At 58.7% G+C, this 21836-nt stretch carries 21 protein-coding genes; 11 read left to right on the top strand and 10 right to left on the bottom strand.

The window, feature by feature from the left end; genetic code table 11:
• Positions 1-107: 107 nt before the first annotated feature.
• Positions 108-1241 (top strand): hypothetical protein, encoded by a 1134-nt coding sequence (locus EMQ_RS10060; RefSeq protein ID WP_010667898.1) that lies wholly within the window; start codon positions 108-110, stop codon positions 1239-1241.
• Here the strand turns inward: EMQ_RS10060 and EMQ_RS10055 are convergent.
• From EMQ_RS10055 to EMQ_RS10040, 4 genes are all read right to left on the bottom strand, one after another.
• Complete coding sequence (locus tag EMQ_RS10055; RefSeq protein ID WP_010667899.1) at positions 1220-2335, bottom strand: glycosyltransferase; 1116 nt, start codon at positions 2333-2335, stop codon at positions 1220-1222. The genes EMQ_RS10060 and EMQ_RS10055 overlap by 22 nt on opposite strands.
• Complete coding sequence (locus EMQ_RS10050) at positions 2308-3225, bottom strand: glucosamine inositolphosphorylceramide transferase family protein (protein WP_018308066.1); 918 nt, start codon at positions 3223-3225, stop codon at positions 2308-2310. Before EMQ_RS10050 ends, EMQ_RS10055 begins: the two co-directional genes overlap by 28 nt.
• A gap of 539 nt (positions 3226-3764) precedes the next feature.
• Positions 3765-6104, bottom strand: coding sequence for a glycosyltransferase (locus EMQ_RS10045; protein WP_010667669.1), 2340 nt, complete (start codon positions 6102-6104; stop codon positions 3765-3767).
• A 173-nt stretch (positions 6105-6277) separates the two neighbouring features.
• Positions 6278-6715 carry a Rid family hydrolase gene (locus tag EMQ_RS10040; protein WP_010667668.1) on the bottom strand — a complete coding sequence of 146 codons (438 nt, stop codon included), beginning with the start codon at positions 6713-6715 and terminating at the stop codon, positions 6278-6280.
• 146 nt (positions 6716-6861) lie between these two features.
• Here EMQ_RS10040 and EMQ_RS10035 point away from each other — a divergent pair, with 146 nt between their 5' ends.
• The 5 genes from EMQ_RS10035 (at position 6862) to ptsP (ending at position 11417) form a co-directional block, all read left to right on the top strand.
• Positions 6862-7329 carry an HPr kinase/phosphorylase gene (locus tag EMQ_RS10035; RefSeq protein WP_010667667.1) on the top strand — a complete coding sequence of 156 codons (468 nt, stop codon included), beginning with the start codon at positions 6862-6864 and terminating at the stop codon, positions 7327-7329.
• A 210-nt stretch (positions 7330-7539) separates the two neighbouring features.
• Complete coding sequence (gene rapZ, locus EMQ_RS10030) at positions 7540-8622, top strand: RNase adapter RapZ (protein WP_010667665.1); 1083 nt, start codon at positions 7540-7542, stop codon at positions 8620-8622.
• Positions 8619-9155, top strand: a complete 537-nt coding sequence (locus EMQ_RS10025) for a PTS sugar transporter subunit IIA (protein ID WP_010667664.1) — start codon at positions 8619-8621, stop codon at positions 9153-9155. Before rapZ ends, EMQ_RS10025 begins: the two co-directional genes overlap by 4 nt.
• The gene (locus tag EMQ_RS10020) at positions 9155-9463 is read left to right on the top strand and encodes an HPr family phosphocarrier protein (RefSeq protein ID WP_010667663.1); all 309 of its coding nucleotides are present in this window, start codon (positions 9155-9157) and stop codon (positions 9461-9463) included. Before EMQ_RS10025 ends, EMQ_RS10020 begins: the two co-directional genes overlap by 1 nt.
• Positions 9464-9575: 112 nt before the next feature.
• Positions 9576-11417, top strand: a complete 1842-nt coding sequence (gene ptsP, locus EMQ_RS10015; RefSeq protein ID WP_010667661.1) for a phosphoenolpyruvate--protein phosphotransferase — start codon at positions 9576-9578, stop codon at positions 11415-11417.
• A gap of 27 nt (positions 11418-11444) precedes the next feature.
• Here ptsP and EMQ_RS10010 read toward each other — a convergent pair whose 3' ends face one another.
• Positions 11445-12590, bottom strand: coding sequence for a hypothetical protein (locus EMQ_RS10010; RefSeq protein ID WP_018308067.1), 1146 nt, complete (start codon positions 12588-12590; stop codon positions 11445-11447).
• Between the two features lie 98 nt (positions 12591-12688).
• The gene (hemF, locus tag EMQ_RS10005; protein WP_010667382.1) at positions 12689-13618 is read right to left on the bottom strand and encodes an oxygen-dependent coproporphyrinogen oxidase; all 930 of its coding nucleotides are present in this window, start codon (positions 13616-13618) and stop codon (positions 12689-12691) included.
• Positions 13619-14004: 386 nt separating this feature from the next.
• Between hemF and queG the strand changes: the two genes are divergently transcribed.
• The 4 genes from queG (at position 14005) to EMQ_RS09985 (ending at position 16686) form a co-directional block, all read left to right on the top strand.
• Entirely contained in the window at positions 14005-15108 is a 1104-nt protein-coding gene (gene queG / locus EMQ_RS10000; RefSeq protein ID WP_018308068.1) for a tRNA epoxyqueuosine(34) reductase QueG, read from the top strand.
• Complete coding sequence (locus EMQ_RS09995) at positions 15105-15374, top strand: ribbon-helix-helix domain-containing protein (RefSeq protein ID WP_010668686.1); 270 nt, start codon at positions 15105-15107, stop codon at positions 15372-15374. The genes queG and EMQ_RS09995 overlap by 4 nt, the downstream gene beginning before the upstream one ends.
• A gap of 207 nt (positions 15375-15581) precedes the next feature.
• Entirely contained in the window at positions 15582-15758 is a 177-nt protein-coding gene (locus EMQ_RS09990; RefSeq protein WP_010668685.1) for a hypothetical protein, read from the top strand.
• A gap of 100 nt (positions 15759-15858) precedes the next feature.
• Entirely contained in the window at positions 15859-16686 is an 828-nt protein-coding gene (locus EMQ_RS09985) for a TerB family tellurite resistance protein (protein WP_010668684.1), read from the top strand.
• An 8-nt stretch (positions 16687-16694) separates the two neighbouring features.
• On the opposite strand, the gene EMQ_RS09980 is transcribed toward EMQ_RS09985, so the two are convergent.
• From EMQ_RS09980 to EMQ_RS09970, 3 genes are all read right to left on the bottom strand, one after another.
• The gene (locus EMQ_RS09980) at positions 16695-17510 is read right to left on the bottom strand and encodes a siderophore-interacting protein (RefSeq protein ID WP_231367957.1); all 816 of its coding nucleotides are present in this window, start codon (positions 17508-17510) and stop codon (positions 16695-16697) included.
• A gap of 26 nt (positions 17511-17536) precedes the next feature.
• Positions 17537-18151: a PadR family transcriptional regulator gene (locus EMQ_RS09975; protein WP_010668682.1), complete on the bottom strand. Its 615-nt coding sequence runs from the start codon at positions 18149-18151 to the stop codon at positions 17537-17539.
• Positions 18152-18310: 159 nt separating this feature from the next.
• The gene (locus EMQ_RS09970; protein ID WP_010668681.1) at positions 18311-19363 is read right to left on the bottom strand and encodes a glycosyltransferase; all 1053 of its coding nucleotides are present in this window, start codon (positions 19361-19363) and stop codon (positions 18311-18313) included.
• Positions 19364-19627: 264 nt separating this feature from the next.
• Between EMQ_RS09970 and EMQ_RS09965 the strand changes: the two genes are divergently transcribed.
• Positions 19628-19867, top strand: a complete 240-nt coding sequence (locus tag EMQ_RS09965) for a (2Fe-2S)-binding protein (RefSeq protein WP_187326321.1) — start codon at positions 19628-19630, stop codon at positions 19865-19867.
• 187 nt (positions 19868-20054) lie between these two features.
• Here the strand turns inward: EMQ_RS09965 and EMQ_RS09960 are convergent, their stop codons facing one another.
• Positions 20055-21758, bottom strand: a complete 1704-nt coding sequence (locus tag EMQ_RS09960; RefSeq protein WP_018308070.1) for an OprO/OprP family phosphate-selective porin — start codon at positions 21756-21758, stop codon at positions 20055-20057.
• Positions 21759-21836: the final 78 nt, after the last annotated feature.

Raw genomic sequence — 21836 nt, 5'->3', positions numbered from 1 at the left:
GACTGCAATAAAGTGTTCAAAAAAGTGACCTGAAACACGGTTGTTTATGAGGATGTTTTGTCACAAGAAGCAAAAGATAATCAATATCGTATGGAATATAGTGAGACATGCTGAAGGTTGTGTTGCCGTTCATAGCCCAGCCGCATCAGACGCTACATTCCCTTCCCATAGGAATGGAAATGGCGGCGCGTAATCCGGATGTCGATGTGCAGATAGCCTGCATGACGGAAAGTCATCTGGAATACGCCCGCACGCTTGCCGCTTTCTATCCGGAAAGCAAGGTTTCATATGAGTTGCTGCGGATGCCTCACCGTCTGCGACGCAGGATAGAGGAAAAGGGACCAGGACCACTCGAAAAAATCGCTGTCCTTGCGATGAATCGTTCCTATTTTTCTCAGTTCAGTGGCATTGTTGTGCCAGAGCGGACCTCTCTCTATCTCAAGCGCATGGGTGTTCGGAAACCCCGTCTGGCATGGACCCGGCATGGCGCTGGTGACAGAGCCGTCGGTTTCGCAAAAGATACGCGCCTGTTCGATTTCATCGTTCTGTCCGGAAAGAAGATCGAAAAACGCCTTCTTCAGCAGGGCGCCATCACACCGGGGCGTTATCATCGTGGCACCTATGCGAAATTCGATATCGTCCAGCGCATGAATCACTCAGCACGTCCGCTTTTCAACAATGCCAGACCTGTCGTGCTCTATAATCCGCATTTTTCCTCCCGGCTGTCCTCATGGGAGAAGTTTGGCGACCAGATTCTTGCTTTTTTCGCGCAGCAGGATCGCTACAATCTGATTTTTGCCCCGCATATCCGTCTGTTTGACCGGAACAGAGAGGCTGGCGAGGCGCTCCGGCAGCGTTTTTCCGGTTGTGACAATCTGCTGATCGATCCAGGAAGTACGCGCAGCGTGGACATGACCTACACCATGGCGGCGGATCTTTATCTGGGAGATGTCAGCAGTCAGGTGGCGGAATTCATGATCCGTCCGCGCCCCTGTGTCTTTCTCAACGCTCATAACGCACGATGGGAAAACGACAATAATTACAGCTTCTGGCAGCTGGGCGAAGTGCTGGATGATCCTGACCGTCTTGCTGACACGCTGGACAATGCGTTTCTGATCCATCCGCAGTTCAGGGACAGACAGACTGCCTATTTTTCTGAAACATTCGAACTGCCCGACAACCAGCCCACGGCTCCGGCAGCGGCCGACGCCATGGTGGATTATCTCAGGCGGTGTGCCTGAACGATCTGCTCCACGCGTTCCACGATGTCGCGCCCGGTGGCGTCGAAGCGCTCGGCGCTGAACCGTTCGAGCACCCGCTGACGTCCCGCCTGCCCCCATTCCGCCAGTTTGTCTGGCGAGTGGAGCAGTTTTTCAAGCGCACCCGCCAAAGCCTGTGGATCACGGGGGGGCACCACGCTTCCCATTTCTCCCGTGATGGTAAAGGGAAGTTCTCCCACCGCTGACGTGATGACTGGCAACCCCGCAAGCATCGCTTCATGTGCCGCCAGACACAGCCCTTCCCAGAAGGAAGGCTGCACATAGGCGTGCAGGGTCGCCAGAAAGTTTTTGGGGTGCTCGACATAGCCAGCAAGACGGACCGGCAGGTTATCCCGTTTGATCAGGCCTTCCAGATGGACGCGTTCTTCGCCTTCTCCTGCGATCAGGACTTCAAAAGATGGCAGATCGTTCCGCTGACGCAGGAGCGTCAGTGCCTGACACAGAATATCGTAACCCTTGACCGGATGAAGGCGTCCGAGTGAACCGATACGAACCGGTTCGCCCGGTTGCCATGGTGTCGCCAGAGGGACATCGGCGTCTGCACGAAAAATCGGCCAGCAGGCGAGTTGCTTGGCCGGAATTCCCAGCGTCTCCCGGGTCATTTTCTCCACACAGCAGGAGTCCGCGATCCAGAGAGAGGTGCGGGACCGCAGGAGGCGCAGTAGTCGGGCGTTGGCCGGTTTGAGGCGGGCTGAATGTTGCCAGCTGACGACCGGGCAGCGTCGATAGGCTCCGAGCAGTTGTCCCATCAGGGTCGCGCGGGTCAGCGAGGTCCAGATCACCGTTGGCGAAAATACCTGCATCTGGCGCTTCAGCCAGAGAAAGGCGGCCAGATGGTCTCCCGGAGCGCCATTCCGGACGTGCACGCGCAAACCATCCTGTTCCATCGGAGCGATAGCGCGCCCGTCCCGACGGCTGAGTGCGAAGATTTCGACATGGTGCCCGCACTCACGCATAACCTGGGTCACGGCGGGCACTGGCAGGGCCGCTCCGCCGCCTTCCACCGAGTTGATGATATAGGCGATCCTCACCGTGCGGTCCTCTGTTCCCACCATTTTCCGAGATGGTGGCGGAGATCCATTCCGGCACGTGCTGGCATATTACGCAGGATGCGTTTGGCATCAATGAGCGTGACGTCACCTGCTGCCGAGAGTGTATGCAGGCCCGCCGTAAACGGATGTGCGCTCCTGGGCGGGGTTATCCGAAAACCCTCCTGAAAAGTCATGGATTGATCGGGGTCAGTTGCGGTCGTCAGAAGGCGGATCGCCCCGCCATAGGTTGTTGTGCAGTCCTGCATGGGAAGAATAAGCTGTCTATCCACGATTTGGGGTGTGCCTCCCATCCGGCTGCTTCCCGCCCCGCGTCTTAATGGTTGGGTGGAAACGTCGGTCCACCTGCCGAGCAGCGTATCTGCCCGCGCCAGCCGCAGAGCCGTCATGCGATCGGAATGTGGAGAGGAGGGGGCGTAGAACATCCACCATGCGCCTGCGGTGAAAATCGGAGAGGCATCGATCGCGGCATGAGGAAAATGAAATTCGGGAACAGCTTCCCACTCCCACGGGAAGCGGCGCGCCCGATAGAGGATCAGTTTTCCCGAACGGCAGGCTTCGGGCAGCATCCATGTTTCGCCATCGGCTTCAAGAATGAAAGGATAGGACAGGTGCCATGGTTCGGAAAGAACCTTTCCCTGCTGGATGATTTCCAATTCCTGATTCAGGAGAAGGAGATGGATTTCGCCCTTGCGCGTGCGATAGTCATAATGTTCGACGAAGATATGCAACCTGTCGTCTCGCCATATCCCGAACGGATCAGCCAGAAAGCGGTATGGACCGGGGTTGGGAAGCCAGCGGATGGCAAACGGGTCGAGGGAGCCTGCCCGGCAGATAGCGGAAAATCCGGCCTGCACGACGCCGACGCGCCAGATATCGGTTCTGAAGATACTCATCACCGACGTGATAGCACGATTTGCCGTTTTTCTCTCCATTGATGCGGCACTGCTTATTGTAAGGAGGATGCTCTTTTTGCGCGAAAATATCCGCACCTTCCGCCTGACTGTCTTTCACACATACAGCAGTATTTGCATTGAGGGTCGAAGAAATTGATTTTTACGCAAGAGCGGTGGAAAGGAGGAGGATTTTCATAGACATCATAAGGTCAGATGACTGAACCTATAAAATTAAATTCTTCCTGATAATTGCTTATTTTTCAGGTATATCTTGATAAAAATGAAATTTTTATTGCATGGTTTTTAAAAATATTATGTCCTGTGGGTTGTTGTTTAAACGTATCATTTTGAATTAAATGAGGTTTTGCGAAAGGAATGTTTGCAGTCGTTATCCTCGACAAAAAATCTTCTGGCAAATTTGTGTGAGCATAAAATGCCGGATGTTTCTGATTTGATTTCGATTCAATGATGAGTCTTTCCTGAATATTTCTGATGAAAATACATGATTTAATAAAAGAATTCATAAAAACAGGGTTCGGTTATTTCTTTAGAGCTCCAAGTAATTCCTCGCCAAATCGTTCCGGCGAATACCCTGCGCTAATCAGTTCTTTTCCCGCATCCGAGCGCTCCCGCCACAACGCGTCATTCTCCAGTAACGCCAGAAGCGCGTCTGCAAACAGAGGGGCTGTCTCTGCCACGGACGCCATATCTCCCAGCCCGGCAATACCTTCCGCGCCCACTGGCGTTGTGACGAGCGGCAGTCCCTGATGCAGCGCTTCCAGCACCTTGTGCTTCACACCGGCTCCGAAACGCAGAGGCACGGCGGCCACGCGTGAGGTGGCGTAGAGCCGCGCCAGTTCTTCATCCGACACAAAACCTGTAACGGTGACATTCGAACTGGCCAGCGCACGAACTTCAGGTGCTGGTTTCGATCCGGCGAGGATCAGGCGTACATCCGGCACGCGCTGACGCACCAGCGGCATGATTTCTCGCACAAGCCAGAGAGCGGCATCGACATTGGGCGGGTGACCGAATCCACCGACAAACAGGATGGTTTTGCCCGATGTAACGGGGCGTGCCGAGAGGTCCGGGGTGAAGCAGAACGGCACGATGGCATGAGGCTGCGCGTTGGGCGCAAGTTCGCGCACAAGGTCGGCTTCGTATCGCGACAGATAGAGCACGGCATGAAACTGTGGCCACAGCCATGTCTCAAGCCGCCGCATGGTGAGCGCATCCTCGCGGGTCTTCTGGTCTTTTGTCACCTCCGCCTCGCGTTCCAGTCGTAGAAAGTGAATGTCGTGACCGTAATAGGAGCGGCGCGCGTCGGTGTTGAGCACCACATCCGGCAGGAAGGCGCGGGCGATGGTGGGACGCATGATCATGACATGGTCGAGATCGGGGCCGTTTTCCGTAATCCACGAGGGAAAATCACAGGGATTCGTTTCGTCGAGGATCTCCACGCCCAGACGTTCGAGCGCGAGAGAGTAGTGGTTGCGCTGGCGGTTTTCCGGCCAGAATTTCACCAGCCACCCCGCGTGGATCAGGGCGCGGATCACGTCCATGGTCGTGCGGGAACCTGCGTCGCGGTCTGGCTCCGGCACATAATGGTCGATGATGAGAATGGTCTTGCGGTCCCGGGCATGAGACGCGGCGCGCAGAAAGTGTGTTGCTGGCGGGAAGTGTTGCGCTTGCAGCGTGTCACGCCAGCGGTCCAGCATCAGTTGCCGGTTGCGGACCTGATACGCCTTGACGCCGCTGGTCTCGTCCGTTCCGTGCGAGACGCCTTCATGGTGGATGACCGCCGAGGCTGGTTCAAATACCACGCGCAGTCCGGAAGCGCGGATGCGGAAGGCGAGGTCCGTGTCCTCGTAATAGGCGGGCGCAAAGGCTTCATCGAAGCCGCCGAGGAAGGCGAACAGGTCTCGACGCAACATGATTGACGCGCCGGAAATGTAATCCACATCACGGGGATAGCTGTAGGCGGCCCGGTCGGGATGTGGATCGTTGCGACCGAAATTCCAGCCTGAAGCATCGTTCCAGATGATGCCGCCGGCTTCCTGCAACCGCCCGTCCGGATAGAGCAGCTTCGAGCCGGTCAGACCGATGCTTTCGTCGGTTTGCAGGCGGGATAGAAGGGCGTCGAACGTGCCGGGCAGCACTTCCGTGTCGTTGTTGAGCAGGTGAAGCCATGTGCCGGACGCCGCTTTCGCCGCTTCGTTGCAGTTCTTCAGAAAGCCCAGATTTTCACTGCGTTCGATCAGCACCAGCCCTTCGATGGCGCGCAGGGCGGCAACAGCTGGATCGCCGGAAGCATCTTCCGCGACAATCACTTCATAAGGGCAGGACGGCGGATGGCGCATGATGGAGCACAGACATTGCAGCGTGACAGGCACCTGTCCGTAGCTTGGAATGACGATGCTCAGCACCGGGAAAGCGTGGCGCGGGAAGCGGAGAGAGGTGTGATCTTCTTTTACAGGGCGGAAAGTGCGTTTGCTCTGGCGGGTTGTCTGCGCTTCTGGCTGGGTTGTCTCTTCTTCACGGAGGGGTTTTGTCGTGCGCGTCCGCCAGGAGTGACGCAGTCGGTCTGGGAGCTGACCGCTCACAAGCCCGCGGCAGGAGCGGGCTGATTCACGCAGCAGGTGCTTCAGGCGCGGGGAGTGTTCAAGGATTTTCCGGGCGGGGCCGGTGAGACGCCAGAACGTGCTGTTCTCATAGGCCTGTATCTGGCGTTGCAGTGCCTCGACCGTGGCTTCCGACTGCTCGAACGCGGTGGCCCGGAGGCGGAGCCGTGTCAGTTCATCCTGTAGACCGCTCTGGGACGAGCCTGTCTTTTTGTCTTCCGAAGTGGGGATGTCAGGATTGTCTGGAGAAAAGGACACTGCGGGATCTGGCCTCGGAAACGGAAGGAGGCTTTCCGCCTGTCACCCGGCTGCAAGTGCTGGCGCGTCCCATGGCCGGTGAGGCTCAAGCCCTGTGTCACTTCTCATACAGGGAGGCGCGTCCAAAGGAAATGGATCGTTAATATATCGTTTCTGATTGTTGGCGCTGAGAGTTAGCTTGCGAGGGCGTCTTCGGGAATGCGGGCGATCAGTTCCAGCTCGATTTCCACTTCGGGTCGATCGAACTTCTTAACCACGAGTACGGTGGTTGCTGGGCGGTTGTCGCCCAACGCATTGCTGGCGAAACTGCCACAGGATGAGAGTTTGCTGGCATCCTTGACGAGGTAGACCACGCGCACCACGTCCTGAAGTGACGCGCCGCGGGTCGAGAGAGCGGCGTCTCCTGCCGAGAAAGCCAGACGACACTGGTCGCTGATGCGGGGCGGAAAATCGCCTGTCCGGGAGTCAAATCCACGCAAATGGCGCACGCGCATTCCCTCGTGAGAATGCTCATAGCTTGGCTGAACCGTGTCGAGGCACAATAGTGAGTCTACGGGAGCGTTGTCCGGGCGATCATATCGGGTCCGCATGAGGGCTGTTGCTGCTTCCATTTCGGTTGTCCTTTATGGTCGGGTCTCGTCTGCGTGTGACACAGGTCGGCGACACAAAATTGTCATAATCCGAAAAGAACGGCAAAGCAAAGATGTTTCTCTGGAGGAACGCTGTTGGATCGTAACGATTTCAGAACGGGAGCGCCATGACTGTCTGTGATGGCGTGCGAAGATTTCACGGCGGATGCGTCGCACGACGCGGGCAGGGAGTGCTGATTCTGGGAGCATCCGGCACCGGGAAGTCTGATCTTCTGCTTCGGCTGCTGGCTCGTGGTTATGATCTGGTGGCGGATGACCGGATCGAGATGGAAAATGGCCTTGTCCGGGCACCGACAATGTTGCGGGGACTTGTCGAGGTTCGTGGGTGGGGAATCGTGCGGCGTTCCTTTGTGCCAGAGGTCACGCCCTGTCTGGCTGTAAGGCTGATCCGGCAGGGAGAGGCGTTTTCCCGCTTGCCGGAAGAAGGGCTGACTGACGGAGAAACGGGGCTGCCGGTCCTGAGACTGGATGGCATGATGGCCTCCGCGCCGGAGCGGATCGACATGGCGCTGGACTGTCTGGAGGGGCGAGCCTTTCTCCTGTCGCAGAGCGCCATGCTGGTCCGTGATGACTGAGGGCGACAAAAATGTGTCAGAGAAGTGTCGGCTTCTGGTATGGTTTCTTGAGAGCCAGAGAACGGTGATGTGTTGACCGTCATTCTTCAGGCGTGTTCCGGTTGGGATATTGAGGTGGCGGTCTCCGATGAAGCCACTGTCCGGGAAGCGTGGTCGCAGGCCGAATTCTCTGTTGTTTTGTTCTCCATTTAGGGTGTTTGTCGGATTTCAATGGTGACGTCTCAGATTGCCGATGAGGTTCCTCTCCGTCAGATCCTGCTTGTCACGGGTCTGTCGGGAGCAGGGAAATCCTCGATTCTCCGGATTCTGGAGGATCTTGGGCATGAAGTGATCGATAATCCGCCTCTGGGCATGCTGGATGAGATCGTGGCGCGAGGAAATCGTCCGATCGCAATCGGTGTGGATTCGCGTACCCGGGATTTTGACACGTCCACGGTGCTGGAAGCCCTGGCGCGTCTGCGGATGAACCCGCATCTCAGGGCCGAACTGATCTACGCTGCTGCTGACGAAGCCACGCTTCTGCGTCGCTACACGGCGACCCGCCGACGCCATCCTCTCGCACCACATGGCAGCGTCAAGGAAGGGATCGACTCGGAAAGGGATCTGACCGGAAAGCTCAGGGCCGGAGCCGATCTGGTCATTGATACGTCCGACCTGTCGGCCCCGGAGCTGCGTCGACTGATCGAGACACGCTACGGCACGTGGCACAGCGGCCCGGATGAGGGGCTGACGGTCGTGCTGATGTCGTTCGCCTTTCCGGCCGGTCTTCCACAGGAAGCGGATATGGTGTTTGACGCCCGTTTCCTCAGAAACCCGCATTACGACCCGGTGCTGGCGCCCCAGACAGGGCTTGATCGGCCGGTCGCGGACTATGTCGAGGCTGATCCGGACTATGAGCCGTTTCTGAACCAGATTCTTGGGATGCTGCATCTGGTCATTCCGCGCTTTGTGCTGGAAGGCAAGAAATACGCGACCATCGCCGTGGGCTGCTCGGGCGGGCGTCATCGCTCCGTCACGCTGGTGGAGGCGCTGGGCCGGAAACTGGCGGACATCTCCGACAGTCCGGGTGGGGAAGGGCCGGTGGCCGTCGTTCATCGGGAACTGGCGCGGCTCGGGATCGCCGGACCGGATTCCGCTGCCTGGCGTTGGGCCAGAAAGCCAGCTGATGACAAGGCCGATCTTCAGACGGATCTGGCGGAACGGCTGGTGGACGTCGCCGTTGTGGACAACAGTAACGTGAATACGGACGACAGAACGTCGACGTCGCATTCCATGGTGCGGGGAAACGCATGATCGGCATTGTACTCGTCACTCAGGGTGCTCTGGGTGTGGCCCTGCGGGACACTCTGGAACATGTCGTCGGACCACAGGAGAGACTGGCAGCCGTCAGCGTGGGACCGGATGATGATCTGCTGGCGCGGCGTCTGGAACTGGAAGCCTGCGTCGCCGGCGTTGATGACGGTGATGGTGTGATGCTGGTGACCGACATGTTCGGGAGCACGCCGTCGAATCTTGCCGTCGCGATGATGGAAGCAGGCCGGATCGAAGTACTGGGGGGAGCCAATCTCCCGATGCTGGTCAAGCTGGCCCAGATGCGCGATGTGCATACGCTGGAAGAGTGCGCGACGGCCGCTGAACAGGCAGCCCATAAATATATCAGCCGCGCTTCCCATCTCCCACAGCAATGTCTCGATGGAGCGCGACGATGCTCCGAGGGGGCCGCGGGCGAGCCGATTCGCATCTTGCCGTCTCTCTCTGGCAAGCTCTGTCCCGAGCCGCTGCTGCCTGTCAGCCTGATCTCTGAACGGAAGGTCGCAGTCGGCTGATGGAAGCCTCGGAAATGATGCTGACCCGGGCGGTCACAATCGTGAACGCCAAGGGATTGCATGCCCGCGCCTCGGCGAAGTTTGTTGCGGAAGCCGAGAAATGGAATGCCGAAGTGACAGTCACTTACGGCAGCGAAGTGGTGTCCGCCTGTTCCATCATGGGTCTCATGCTGTTGGGGGCGGGGGTTGGTGCGACGATCACCCTGTCGGCTACAGGCGTACAGGCCGGGGAAGCCCTTGAGGCGCTGGACGCTCTTGTCGCCAGCGGGTTTGGGGAAGATACTGAGACGGACGCTGCGGTCAGCTAGAGTAACTGACTTTCATTGTGGTTCATAAGTGCTGCGCCGGGCGATGATCTGACGGATCTCCTGATCCGGTCAGACGTTTTCGTATGGCCAGATCAGGCTTGATGAGGATGAAATGAACGCTCACCGCAGTTCCGGTTGTGGAGTAGATCTCGCCAGAAGTGGGACGGACGAGCCGGGCGGCGAACATCTTCTTCATGGCGAGCCGATCGGAGCGGGTTTCGCCATCGGCCCTGCCTTTGTGGTCGGCGAAGATCCCTCGCTGGAACCGGGGGCCCGGATCAGCCATCTGACACGGGAGCAGGAACATGCCCGGTTCAGTGAGGCGGTTGAACGGTCCATTGGCCAGCTGAAAAAACTTCAGAACCGTATCGCTCGCCTCCCGGAAGAAACGCAGGTCGAGATCGGGCCGATGCTGGAAGTCTACCAGCGGATGCTGGGACCTTCCCGTCTGAAGAATGGTGTTGTCAGTCGGCTGGATGATGGCATGACGGCCGAAGCCGCTGTGTATGAGGCGACGGCTGAACTGGCTGAGCTGATGCTGGCGTCCAGAGACGAGAGGCAACTCGTCGGAGAGGATGCGGCGGCGGCGGAGCGTAGGGCTGGCGAGTTTCGTGAAATCGGTCGCCGGGTGATCCGTAATCTCATGCGGGAATCCTTTCTTTCCCTGTCCAATATGCCGAATGGCGCAATTCTGGTGGCGCATACACTCCGCCCTGCGGATGCTGCGCTGATCGATCCGGCTCGCGTTGCGGCGGTCGTCACCGAGGATGGTGGCTCGACGGGCCATACGGCCATCATGTTGCGGGCTCTCGGTGTGCCTGCCGTGCTGGCGGTCGAAGGGCTGTTTGATCATGTGACCGACGGAACCACGCTGGTCGTGGACGGCTATTCAGGCAGCGTCACGGTCGATCCGTCCTCGCGCACCACACGGCAGGCTCGCAAACAGGTCGCGGCCTATGCGCAGGAGCGGCAGGAACTCGGACGCATGCGGCGGCTGTCGTCGCGCATGGCCAGTGGTGAGAAGATCAGTCTGCAGGCCAATCTGGAACTTCCGGCTGAGCTGCCTCTGATCGCGCAGTCGGGCGCCGCCGGGATCGGATTGCTTCGGACCGAGTTCCTGTTCATCAACGCCGAAACGCTTCCGGATGAAGCGACGCAGTACGACATTTATGCCGCGATTGTCTCCACAATGGGATCTGATCCCACGACCATTCGGGTTCTGGATTGGGGCGGTGAGAAGCAGGGCGAGGCGCTTATTCGCGCCGGGATTGTCGGGCGTGACTCCATCAATCCGGCTCTGGGCGTGCGGGGAATCCGGCTTCTGCTCGAGTATCCTGAGCTGCTGGAGACGCAGTTTGCGGCCATTCTGCGGGCTGCGGCGAAAGGGCCGGTGCGGGTGTTGCTGCCGATGGTCACGGTTGCTTCGGAAATTGTCGCGGCCCGTGAGATCTACGAACGGGTGGCGCGTCGGCTGAAGCGCAAGGGCATTGAAACCGGTGAGACCCTGCCGCCGCTGGGGGTAATGATCGAGACCCCGGCGGCCGCCCTCACGTCGGGACATCTCGCTCAGTATGCCGATTTTCTGGCGATCGGATCAAACGATCTGACGATGTATACCCTTGCGGCGGACCGGGCGTCTTCGGACGTGCTGGCGCTCTACAACCCGCTGCATCCGGCGGTTCTGAGGATGATCGGCGAAGTTTTTTCAGCCGCCTTCCTTGAGCGATGTCCTGTGTCTGTCTGCGGAGAGATCGCCGGAAATCCTCGGCTGACCCCTCTTCTGATCGGGCTGGGGTGCCGGTCCTTTTCCATGTCGGCTTCCATGGTGCCGCGCGTAAAGCAGATCGTGCGCCATATCAGTTACAATGACTGTCGTCTGCTGGCGCGGCGCGTTCTGGCCGAAACGGATATTGGCGAAATCGGCCGTCTTCTGGACGGCTTTCAGCGCAACTGATCGGCGTTACAGTCTGGAGCCGGTTTGTCAGCCGGTGCGCCAGGAGACGGAGGACGCCGACAACCACCGACGAAAGGCGAGGACGCTCGCGAGTGGCGGAGAAAGCGCGGCATAAAAAGGCAGGACATCAGCTTCTGTCGTGAGACGCGTGTGGCTGCTCCGGGCGACTTCATCAACACTGGGCAGGCTCGCGGTCAGATGAGCTGCATGCCGCCAGAGCGCTGCATTTGCTGGCGGTGTGAGCATGGGGAGCACCAGCGCGGCTTCAATGGACGCTGCATGAGCCGCAGCCCGATAGGCGGGAAAAAGTGGATGATCCGGCGTATGTCCCCGCAGGCTGGTAAACCGGCCCGCAAAATCCGGAAGGCTTCCGCCGGTGTCCGTCGTCAGGGAAAACAGCGGTACAAACCCCTTTGCTTTCAGGGCGTCGAGCAGTTCCGGCGTGGCGCTACCGGGTGACAGCTGCGCCACATCGACCTCACCCCGTTGCAGCGCCTCGATGGAGGTGTCTCGTGTTGCCAGCCCGCTGACGGGAATAGCGCGCATCGACAGGATGGCCATCGCGAGAAGCGTCGGCAGTTCAGCGCCTGTAGGCGTTGTGACGGCGACGCGTACGGGCCGGTTCTGGAGCAGCGTCCGCAGGGAGCGGCGGAAATCGACATGTCCCACAACCAGTGGAGAGCCGGTGACAAGCGCGACCGGTAGCCAGCGCTGGTAATCGAAATGGACGCGGGAATCACCGGACAGCGCGGCAAGGATGGCTGTGCCGGGAACGAGGAGAGCATTTTCTCCGGAGGCCTGCGCATCGAAGAAATTGGCTCCTGTAACGCCATCCTGACCCGCGACATTATGCAGATTCAACGGGCCATCAGTCGGCAGCGTCGTTTCAAGGGAGGGCGCGAGAACGGGCGCCCACCGGGCCGGCCCGGTGCCGGGACTGCCGGCGACGATAAGATCCGGTGTGCCGATTGTCGGAGCCGGAATGGCAGCTGAGGCAGCCTGCAGCAGGCCGTCGGTCTCGGAGCGGCGGGCGAAGGCGCGGGCTGTCAGAAAAGAGCCTGCGCCAGAACCTGTCGTGAGGCCGAGCGCCGCCTTCAGGAGGGTCCGCCGACTATGACGCCGCAGAAGGTCTCGTGAAAAACGGGAGTCGGGTGGCAGGTCTTTTTCTGGCAAAACTCGGAGATCTCCTTGCAAGATGGTCCGGGTAATATTTTCAGGAATATTACCACCATAAAGTTAAGGCCGTTCTGTGGCGATCACGTCCTTACGGATCAGGGCCACTTCACCTCGGGAGGCATGCTCATGAGGATCGCCTCGGTGTGGCCACCGGTCTTCAGCCCGAAAAGTGTGCCCCGGTCCTGCAACAGATTGAATTCCACATACCGTCCACGCCGGATCAGTTGCTGCTCGCGCTGTTCGGGTGTCCAGTGCTCCATCATGCGGGACCGCACGATGTTGGGAAAGGCCTCAAGGAAGGCGAGTCCCACATCTTTTGTAAAAGCGAAATCCATGAGCGGGTCGCCGCTGTGGAGACGGTCGTAGAAGATACCGCCCAGACCGCGTGGCTCGAGGCGATGCGGCAGGTAGAAATACTTGTCGCACCAGGCTTTGAAGCGCGGGTAGTATTCAGGATCGTGTTTTTCACAGGCAATCCGGAAGCTGTCGTGGAAGATGGCAGCGTCGTCCTGCGCTTCCTCGCTTTCGGGGAACATCGGGGTGATGTCGCCACCGCCGCCGAACCATCCTTCGGTCGTGACGATCATCCGTGTGTTGAAATGGGCTGCGGGCACCACGGGGCTGCACATATGGGCGACCAGACTGATGCCGGTGGCGAAGAAACGCGGGTCTTCGGACGCGCCGGGGATCGACTTGCGGAACTCCGGGCTGAACTCGCCTGAGACGACCGAGACATTGACGCCTACCTTCTCGAACACGCGTCCACGCATGACGCTCATCACGCCGCCACCTTCAGTGTGGGCGTCGTCTCCCGCTTCGCGGGTCCATGCCGTGCGTTCGAACCGTCCAGGGGCTGTGGAACGTCCCGGCAGGGTGGGGGCGTTCATCTCTGCGGCGTCCGTTTCGATGCTCTCGAAAGCGGCGCAGATCCGGTCGCGCAGCGATTCAAACCACTGCTGCGCTTCCGGCTTCAGAGGTTCGTAATGCCGGGCGTCGGCAGAGGAAGGGGCGGTGGTTTCATCCATAGCCGGATATCTCCTGATCCTGTCAGTGCGTCCTGTTGGGTCCCCCGGTCTGGTCCACTGGCTGGCGCGCATGGGCTCGGTTCCGTGGCGGACGCGCAGAATGCGCCTATGGGGTGCGATATCCGGGCTGTGATTGCAAGAGGGTGTGTTTCGGGGCAGTTGTTGCCCTTGGAAACATGGGGGTAGGGCTCCTGCCTGTGGAGCAGAGGTCCTGCCGAGTGCCCTGTTTCAAAGACGTATTCCGCAATGTCCCTGATGAGTCATAAAGAAGTTTTTGGTGAAGCTTTTTCCAAAAAGCTTCAGGAGCGTCGTCTCTTTGAAATAAGACGACACCTCAAACTTTTATTTCCATTATGGAGAGCCAGTCCATTACAGAGCGAACCGGGATGTCCTCCTCCCCCACATTGATGCACAGGCTTGTCGAGCGACTGGAGACCAAGGCACGGGAACTGGGTTTTTATGCCTTTGGAATCTGTGCTGCCGATATCGGTGAGGAGACGGGAGACCGCCTGCGGGACATGATTGCGCAGGGACACCACAGCACGATGACGTGGATGGCCGAGCGGGTGGAATCCCGTGCGCATCCCAACGGGTTATGGCCGGAAGCCCGCAGCGTGATTTCCCTCGGTCTGTCCTATGCGCCGGAGGGAGACCCACTGGCGACACTTGCCGACAAGGCGTGCGGCAATATCTCGATCTATGCCCGCAACCGGGATTATCATGACATCATCAAGGGGATGCTCAAGCATCTGGCGCAGTATCTGGTCGCGGAAACGCGGCGGGCGCAGCTTGAGGCGGAGGTGAAGGTCTTTGTCGATACCGCGCCGGTGCCCGAAAAGCCTCTGGCTGAACAGGCCGGACTTGGCTGGCAGGGGAAACACACCAACCTCGTGTCGCGAGATCATGGAAGCTGGCTGCTGCTGGGTGAAATCTACACGACGCTCGAACTGCCGCCGACACCTCACCGGGCGGGACAGTGTGGGAGTTGTTCGCGCTGCCTCGAAGTCTGCCCCACCAGCGCCTTTCCCTCGCCCTATCGGCTGGATGCCCGACGCTGCATTTCATATCTCACCATCGAGCATGCAGGTCCCATTCCTCACGAATTCAGAGAGGCGATGGGAAACCATATCTATGGCTGTGATGACTGTCTGTCCGCCTGTCCATGGAATCGCTTTGCCGAGGAATCACGGGTGATGAAGCTGAAGGCGCGCGAGGATCTGATCGCGCCTCGCCTGTCGGAGTTGGCGGCGCTGGATGATGCCGGGTTCCGCACCCTGTTTTCGGGCTCGCCGATCAAGCGGATCGGGCGTAACCGCTTCGTGCGGAATGTGCTCATCGCCATCGGTAATTCAGGGGATGAAGGTATGGGGCCGATTGCGGAACGGTTACGGGATGATGCTGATCCGGTCGTGGCGGAGGCTGCGGACTGGGCTGTGAAACGGCTGGCGCAGACAGTCTCGTCTCCGATGCCGGCAAGGCCGGGCTTATGACGCGTCACCTCCTCAAGCGCAGTCTTATCCTTTCCGGGCATGGGACCAGTGTGGCGCTGGAACCGGAATTCTGGGCTGTGCTGGATGAATTGGCGCAGCAGCAAGGTCAGACGATTGGCAAACTCGTGGAGAGCATCGACGGAAAACGGGCCCCGAATCGTCCCCTCGCATCGGCCTTACGTGTTGCAGCATTGCAAGCCTCCAGATCTGATGCTGTTTCGTCTTTGGGACAGGATACAGTCACGCAGTCGTCTCCCGATTTATGAAACTGGCAGAAAAACCGTATTCCATAAGGAAGAATGGTAAAATCTGTCTGGGACGGCGCTCTCTGCCCAATCAGGAATGCGCAGTTTACCAAAATGAAGAACGCTCCAATTTCTTGTCTGATTAACCCTTCAGAAACCCCGGCACTTCTAGCGTCGCGTGCCAGAAGAGAAAACGCTTCAAACCCCAAGACCTCAGATGAGACATCCATGTCAGGGAATATTCTACGTCTGCCGCACTGCCCCGAGGCCAGCCCGATGCTGATCTCCCATTCCCTGCTTCAGCTGGCGGATGTTGTCTGGCAGGCCGGTCTGCCGGGGCTTGCGAATGATCTGGTCGGTCTGGCCCATTCGGCCATTGATCGGCCTTCGGAAACGACGTCCTAAGCGAGAGAACTGGCGGAATTTCGGGCCTTGTTGCGGGAGGCTGGCTGGCCTGACCATAAGGGGGCTTTAGTCCCCGCTGAAGTAAGGCTAGACTCTTCTCATGGCTATCTGGGGCAAACTGTTCGGAACCGTGGCAGGGTTTGCGGTTGGTGGACGAATGGGAGCGGTGCTGGGCGCGGCTCTCGGACATGCGGCTGATCGTGGGTCTCTTCTGGAGCCGCCGACGGGCGGGTGGAGTGATCGCTGGGCGGCCCGTGCTGCGCCTGATCCGAACAGCGCGGCGGCCTTTGTCGCGGCCAAGCTTGCCGCAGTAACGGGCAAGAAAGATCAGCTTTACGCGCTCTGCACCGTTCTGCTTTGCGCCAAGCTGGCCAAATGTGATGCGCCGGTGAATCGCAAGGAAATTAACGCTTTCAAGTCGCGTTTGAGAATTCCGCCTGAAAACGAGCCGGAGGTCGGTCGTCTGTTCGATCTCGCCCGGCAGCGGACGGATGATTACGAGCGATTCGCCCGGGAGCTCGGTCAGGCTTACCGTGATGACCAGCTCATGCTTGAGGATCTGCTCGGCGTTCTCTTTTTCGTGGCGCGGGCAGACTGTGCAAAAGACGAAGTCCTGCATCCGGCTGAAATCAGATTTCTGAAAAACGTGCATAAGGCGTTTGGCTTAAGCGCTGGTGCCTGGAGCCGGGCTGAAGGCGGACGCTCACGCCCGGCCATGGCCGAGAATGCCGCCTATCAGGTGTTGGGCGTTTCCATAGACGCATCGAACGACGAAATCCGGGCCACCTGGCGGACGCTGGTGCGCGCCAATCACCCGGATGCACTTTCGGCGCGTAATGCTCCTCAGTCTGAAATTGATGCTGCCGTTGTCAGGATCGCCAGCATCAATGCGGCGTGGGATGTCATCAAGCGGGATCGTGGTCTGTAGAGCCCGATTTAGTCCTCCACACGCCCGCCGCCGTCTGTCGCGCCCAACCGCCAGTAACCTGCTGCGCGAATGTGCTCTCGCGTCATGCCTTTTTCTTCGATGAGCAGAGTACGAAGCTGGCGGGCTGTTTCGATTTCAGCACCAATCCAGACATGCAGGTCATCTGACGGAAGGGAATAGCTTTTCAAAGCCTCCTGAAGAACCGTTGATTTTCCTGCTTCCACGCCATTACGAGGTAGCCAGACAATGCTGGCATTGGCTTTGCTTGCCAGCGGACGTTCTTCTTTTGCGTCGGCAACCTCGACCATGGCCGTGACATTGGCGCCTTCCGGCATTTCTTCCAGCCGGCGGGCGATAGCGGGGAGCGCGGTCTGATCGCCGATCAGCAGATAATGCGCGTAATTTTCGGAAACCACGAAAGAGCCTTTCGGGCCACCGATACCAAGTGTCTGGCCGGGTTGGGCCTGAGCTGCCCATGTTGCCGCAGGGCCGTCGCCATGCAGGACGAACTCGATGGCGAGTTCATTTGTCTCTGGATTGAAAAAGCGTGGTGTATAGTCACGCTTGATCACGGCTGACGAGGCGGAGCGCACCGGGCGACCGCCAGTGTCCACCTCCGGCAGGACAGGAGTGTCCTGTCCGGGGAGTGGAAAGAACAGTTTGACATGATCGTCGGCGGCAGTCGAACTGAAATCATGCAGGTCATCGCCTGTGAAAATGATGCGGCGCATCAGGGGGGAGAGTTGTTCGATCCGTGCGACATGCACCATCCGCAGACGCACGGGTTGGCGGACGCGCAGTGGCGTCCGGGACAGGGAGTTCATGCGCGTCTCCATTGAAAAAGTCTGGATTACTCAGGTTTGTTGAGAATCTCTGCTGTGGCGCGCTTGAGGATCTCGATGATGCGCTTCTTTTCTTCAGGCCCACATCCGCGCTGACGCATCATGGCCTGTTTGAAAGCATGTCGGGCTTCGTGAAATTCGTCGGAAGCACGCGGGTCTGCATCGTCGACGCCCGAAAACGCTTCCCGCACTTCGCCCATGCGACTGCCGATCCGCTTCAGGGTTTCGAGGATTGTCTCAGCCTGTTCGCGATTGGCTTCGAGAAGGGCCTTGCCTTCATCGGTCAGCGTATAGAGTTTGCGGTTGCCTTCCGGAGACGCCGTGACCTGGCCGGTCTCATCAAGGTAAGTGAGGGCTGGGTAAACCATGCCCGGACTTGGTGCGTAAAAACCACCGGATTTTTCTTCAAGAAGACGGATCAGCTCATAACCGTGCGCGGGCTGGGTTTCCAGAAGCGCCAGAAGAACCAGTTGCAGTTCGCCGGAGCTGAGTTTGCGTCCGGCAGGGAAATCGCCTCTGCCGAAACCGTGACGGGAGCCACCACCGAACTGGCGACGACCTTTGGAATGTTCGCCGCCTGCATGGCGGGAGGAACGGTGTTTGGATTTATGCTCTTTAAACATATCTTACGATATATATGTTTTAAGATATAACTCAAGACTGTTTTTGTGACGTTGCGTTCATAAGAATTGCGGAATGTAACGGATGGCTTTTGCAGGATCACTATCCCGCTCACAGGATACGCTCTCGTAAAACAGTCCTGTTCCACCTTTCCGGAAGGTTCAGACAGAAGCCAGACAGGTGTCGTAGATTGCCCGCCAGCGGTTGATCACGACCTGCGGTGTGAAGCCGTGCTCGTAATCAGCAAGGCCGCCCGCGACAATCCGGTCTCTCAGAGTGCTGTCATCCAGTACGGACCGGATGGCGCTGACAAGCGCCGCAAGATCGTCGATGGGAGTCAGCATGCCGTTTTCGCCGGTGCGAATATAGGCGCGGGGACCAGCGGCGGCACAGGCCACTAAAGGCGTTTTCGTGGACCAGGCATCCAGAATGACGGTCCCGAAAGGCTCATAGCGTGAAGGCAGAACGCAGATATCGGACGCAGCCAGAAGAGCGCCGCGATCTGTCCGCCATCCGGCGAAGCGAATCCGGTTGATCACGCCTTCCTGTTTCGCCTGTTCTTCCAGTGCGGCACGCAATGGGCCTTCGCCGGCCATCCAGAGGTAACAATCCGGGAGTTGCTGCATTGCCGAGATGAGTGTTTCGAGTCCCTTCGCCTCATGCAGGCGCGAGAGGGTCAGCAGAACGCGGGCATCCTGTGGCGTGTCGAGCTCCGAACGTGGCAGCGGTGGCTCGGGTGTGACCGAGGAAAAGGTGGGAGCGGAAAAGATGCGATCCTTTGCCGTAGCATTATCGACAGGATGCCAGTCCGGGTCGGCACGCATCCGTTCCGCGATATCCGGCGTGCAGCCTACAAGATGCGTGCAGTGAGCGTAGGGCTTGAGGTCACGGTAATTGCCGAACCAGCCAATGACGGGACGGTCGCCGGAAAGATGACTCGCATTGGCCGGGATGCTGGTGGCCGCGCGACGCATCCAGCAATGGATGATGGAAGGCTCAAGGCGACGGATAAGCTGTGTCATGCGCCACTTCCTCCATAGGGCAAGCGGCGACTTCAGGGCCTCGGTTTCGAGCGCAAGACCTGCGTCCTCGAGTTCTTTCAGGCGCGGGTTGTCGGGATGAAGAACCACAGTCTGCCGGACGCCAGCCTTGTGCAGACCCAGCATGACGTCGGTCGAATACAACTCGGCACCACCGTGACCGCGTGCCGCCATGACCTGTAGAATGTGTGGAACGTCCCTCACATCACCTCCCTCGAACCTGTTGCGGGTGACATATCAGCCTGAGGAAGGAAAAACCAAAGATGAAATATTTTTAAGGGTGGAAAGAAACTGCGGTCTTTCCCGGATATCCGCTGAGTGACCGAATGCCTGTCTGGTCCTGAAAGCACTTTTTCGGATGAATTGACAGAAATGTTATTGCGAAGCGTTCTCATTGACTGCTAACATATTACTACGTTGAGGCGATGAGGCATGTGGATGTATATCTGCTCCTGTAACGGGCTGACCGATCATGATGTAAGCGCTGCGGTGGAAGCCGGAGCAACACGACCCGTAGAAGTCTATGCAGCCCGAAAATGTCGGGCGCAGTGTGGCAACTGTGTCAAAGGCGTTGTCTGCATCCTTCGTGAGGCGTTGAAGCAGCGCAACGCATCCGCCGCCGCCATGGCAGCCATGGAACTGGCCGCACAGCAGGATGGCGCGCGCGCTGTCGCCTGATCGCTTCGACATTTGAGTCGATGAAAATACAAAAGGCAGGGAGTGAAAGCTCCCTGCCTTTTTGTTTGTGATCAGACGGCCAGAACGTTTGTTTGTGATCAGACGGCCAGAACGCTCAGGGAATCGGGCCGCATCACACCTATAAAAAAGGAGCGGGATATATCCCGCTCCTTCCTGTCGTTGCAGATCAGAAAGCAGCCTGCACACGGGCGGCGACGGAGTTTCCGTTGCGGCCTGCGATGTTGACGAGACCGTCGTTGTTGGTCCGCTGGTCGATGAAGTGGTTGTAGTCCAGCATCACGCGGAAGTGGCGGTTCGGATACCAGTTCAGACCACCCGACCAGACGATCTGGTTGCCGCCACGAATGCCTGTGGCGGAGTTCGGCTGGCTGTTGAGATTGGTTTCACTGTAACGGCCGGTGATTTCAAGCGCACCCCAGTGACCGGTTGCAGGATTGAATTCCTGGTTCTCTTTTACGCCCGGAGCGGCGAAAGCGCCTTCCTTGTAGTTGTAGGCACGCGGCGTGCCGAACAGGGTGTAGTTTGCAGCCACATACCAGCCGCCAAAGTTCAGGTTGCCAAGAGACTGGCCGGACGCATTGTGCGAACGGTTTACACCGATGTGGTAGTATTCACTCTTGATAACGAGGCTTTTCCAGCGAAGACCAACTTCAGGACCGGCTGCCCAGACCTGGGACACGTTGGTGATCGCGCCCGTACCGAGCAGGCTGTCTTCACCAAGGTTGACTTCAGGACGCTGGCTGAGCGTGAAGGAACGACCGTGCGTGCCATTGTTCGGCTTGAAGGCCGAAATGGCGGAAATACCGAGATGCAGATCCCAGTCCTTGGTGGCGACAGGACGACCTGCGACACGGAAGGTGCCGCCCGTCTGGCTGTCGCTGACCGCGCCGTCGCCGCCGTAGTAACCGCTGGCGTTACGTCCACCGAACTGCTGACCGGTGAAGTAGGCACCGATCCACCAACGCTTTTCATAATGCAGACCACCGATCGAGAAGCGCGCATCGCTGGCGGCGATGTTACGCACGATATCGGTGATGCCCGGACGTTCCATGAACTCGAATTCGTTCGAGCTCTCGGAATCTTCTTCCGTCACGCGCGGCTGGAAGTAACCGACCGTCAGGATGGTGTTGCGCAGACCGGCGTAGTTCAGGTTCGCTTCGTAAAGACCGACGGTGCCGTCGTTGTTGCCCGCACCGAAGTCAGGTGTGACGTTGGCGACCCAGTCCTTGTAGCGGAAGGTGAACGGAATACGCAGACGACGGGCGTTTGACGTGAAACCATTGAACTTGCCCTTGGCTTCGCCAGCCTTCGGGCTCACGCCCATGAAGCCACCGAAGTCTTCATGAAAGGCGAGACCGATCGAGAAGGCATATTTGCCGTCTTCGGACTGGATCGTCGGGCGACCGTTCGGGAAGCCGATCTTCATGCCGCCGACCTGCACGACTTCCGTATCGGCGGAAGCGCGCTTGAAATCTTCCCACGAGCTGGTGATGCCGCGATCAGAAGCCGGACGACCGTCGCCTGTGGCGTGATAGTTGATTTTCGCAGGCTGGTTGAACGCAATGCCGGCTTCCGGAGAGCCGTTATAGTCGTTCGGTGTATGGGCAGCCGCTGCGTGAGCGCTTTTCCATGAGTGAGCCTCGCCACGATCGGAAGCCGGACGACCATCATGGTTGGTCGGGAACGTGTTCCGGTGACGCAGCTCGGAGCGCATGCTCAGCATCTCATGGCGCATCTCGGCCATTTCACGACGCAGTTCGGCAACTTCTGCGCTGTCGGACGTTGCTGCCTGTGCAGGGGAAACCGACAGGACTGATGCTCCGCTCAGTACTGTCAGTGAAAGAAGTAGGAAACGGGAGGACAGGGTCATCTCTCTCTTGATCCGGAGCCGTGGGATGACGCCCTGTTAATCTCTGCTCACGGAAAACGGCGTGAAGCTTGAATGACA

It is taken from the genome of Acetobacter aceti NBRC 14818 (genome assembly GCF_000193495.2).
In the GTDB taxonomy this organism is placed as follows: domain Bacteria; phylum Pseudomonadota; class Alphaproteobacteria; order Acetobacterales; family Acetobacteraceae; genus Acetobacter; species Acetobacter aceti.
The sequence above is the reverse complement of the archived record's forward strand: the minus strand, read 5'-3'. Positions and strand labels throughout refer to the sequence as shown.

Bases quoted from the DNA above. Each gene is read 5' to 3' on its own strand.
- EMQ_RS09980 (WP_231367957.1), bottom strand. From the start codon at position 17,510: ATGAACTCCCTGTCCCGGACGCCACTGCGCGTCCGCCAACCCGTGCGT.
- ptsP (WP_010667661.1), top strand. From the start codon at position 9,576: ATGAACGCTCACCGCAGTTCCGGTTGTGGAGTAGATCTCGCCAGAAGT.
- EMQ_RS09975 (WP_010668682.1), bottom strand. From the start codon at position 18,151: ATGTTTAAAGAGCATAAATCCAAACACCGTTCCTCCCGCCATGCAGGC.
- EMQ_RS09960 (WP_018308070.1), bottom strand. From the start codon at position 21,758: ATGACCCTGTCCTCCCGTTTCCTACTTCTTTCACTGACAGTACTGAGC.
- EMQ_RS09970 (WP_010668681.1), bottom strand. From the start codon at position 19,363: ATGGCGGCACGCGGTCACGGTGGTGCCGAGTTGTATTCGACCGACGTC.
- EMQ_RS10035 (WP_010667667.1), top strand. From the start codon at position 6,862: ATGACTGTCTGTGATGGCGTGCGAAGATTTCACGGCGGATGCGTCGCA.
- EMQ_RS10040 (WP_010667668.1), bottom strand. From the start codon at position 6,715: ATGGAAGCAGCAACAGCCCTCATGCGGACCCGATATGATCGCCCGGAC.
- rapZ (WP_010667665.1), top strand. From the start codon at position 7,540: ATGGTGACGTCTCAGATTGCCGATGAGGTTCCTCTCCGTCAGATCCTG.
- EMQ_RS10025 (WP_010667664.1), top strand. From the start codon at position 8,619: ATGATCGGCATTGTACTCGTCACTCAGGGTGCTCTGGGTGTGGCCCTG.
- hemF (WP_010667382.1), bottom strand. From the start codon at position 13,618: ATGGATGAAACCACCGCCCCTTCCTCTGCCGACGCCCGGCATTACGAA.
- EMQ_RS10060 (WP_010667898.1), top strand. From the start codon at position 108: ATGCTGAAGGTTGTGTTGCCGTTCATAGCCCAGCCGCATCAGACGCTA.
- EMQ_RS09995 (WP_010668686.1), top strand. From the start codon at position 15,105: ATGACGCGTCACCTCCTCAAGCGCAGTCTTATCCTTTCCGGGCATGGG.
- EMQ_RS10020 (WP_010667663.1), top strand. From the start codon at position 9,155: ATGGAAGCCTCGGAAATGATGCTGACCCGGGCGGTCACAATCGTGAAC.
- queG (WP_018308068.1), top strand. From the start codon at position 14,005: ATGTCCTCCTCCCCCACATTGATGCACAGGCTTGTCGAGCGACTGGAG.
- EMQ_RS09985 (WP_010668684.1), top strand. From the start codon at position 15,859: ATGGCTATCTGGGGCAAACTGTTCGGAACCGTGGCAGGGTTTGCGGTT.
- EMQ_RS10055 (WP_010667899.1), bottom strand. From the start codon at position 2,335: ATGGTGGGAACAGAGGACCGCACGGTGAGGATCGCCTATATCATCAAC.
- EMQ_RS09990 (WP_010668685.1), top strand. From the start codon at position 15,582: ATGTCAGGGAATATTCTACGTCTGCCGCACTGCCCCGAGGCCAGCCCG.
- EMQ_RS09965 (WP_187326321.1), top strand. From the start codon at position 19,628: ATGTATATCTGCTCCTGTAACGGGCTGACCGATCATGATGTAAGCGCT.
- EMQ_RS10050 (WP_018308066.1), bottom strand. From the start codon at position 3,225: ATGAGTATCTTCAGAACCGATATCTGGCGCGTCGGCGTCGTGCAGGCC.